The organism is Methylobacterium sp. WL19, from assembly GCF_008040005.1.
Classification (GTDB): domain Bacteria; phylum Pseudomonadota; class Alphaproteobacteria; order Rhizobiales; family Beijerinckiaceae; genus Methylobacterium; species Methylobacterium bullatum.
In genome coordinates this window covers 1-879 of the sequence record NZ_VRVC01000287.1, presented here as the reverse complement: position 1 = coordinate 879, position 879 = coordinate 1, and the positions used below count along the sequence as shown (strand labels likewise).

At 69.2% G+C, this 879-nt stretch carries 1 protein-coding gene; it reads left to right on the top strand.

Annotation, left to right across the window (positions count from 1 at the left end; all coding sequences use genetic code 11):
• A partial coding sequence (locus FV220_RS25125) for a 1-deoxy-D-xylulose-5-phosphate synthase N-terminal domain-containing protein (protein WP_281406108.1) occupies positions 1-879 on the top strand: 879 nt, incomplete at both ends.

Below are 879 nucleotides of genomic sequence, written 5' to 3'. Positions count from 1 at the left end.
AGGCGATCTACCAGCGTGCGGCGGCGGCGGAAGAGTACGCCCGCTCCCTGGTGGTGGGCGGCGGCACGATGTTCGAGGAGATGGGCTTCCACTATGTCGGCCCGGTCGATGGCCATAACCTCGACCACCTGCTGCCGATCCTGAAGAACGTGCGCGATTCGGACCAGGGCCCGATCCTGCTCCACGTGGTGACGCAGAAGGGCAAGGGCTATGCCCCGGCCGAGGCGTCGGCCGACCGCTACCACGGGGTGGTGAAGTTCGACGTGCTGTCGGGCGTCCAGGCCAAGGCCAAGCCGAACGCGCCGGCCTATACCCGCGTCTTCGGCGAGAGCCTGATCAAGGCGGCGGATGCCGACGACAAGGTGGTGGCGATCACGGCGGCGATGCCGGGCGGCACCGGGATCGACCTGTTCGGCAAGGCGCATCCGGACCGGACCTTCGATGTGGGCATCGCCGAGCAGCATGCGGTGACGTTCGCGGGCGGTCTGGCGACGGAGGGCTACAAGCCGTTCGTGGCGATCTACTCGACCTTCCTGCAGCGGGCCTACGATCAGGTCGTGCACGACGTGGCGCTGCAGAACTTAGCTGTACGGTTCTGCCTCGACCGGGCGGGTCTGGTGGGTGCGGACGGGGCGACCCATGCGGGCGCGTTCGATCTTGCCTATCTGTGCTGCCTGCCGAACATGGTCGTGATGGCGGCCTCCGACGAGGCCGAACTGGTCCACATGGTGGCGACCCAGCATGCCCATGACAGCGGCCCGATCGCCCTGCGCTACCCGCGCGGCGAGGGGGTGGGCGTCGACCTGCCCGAGCGCGGCGTGCCGCTTCCCATCGGCAAGGGCCGGATCGTCAAGCGCCCCGAGGGGGCGCGGGTGGCGC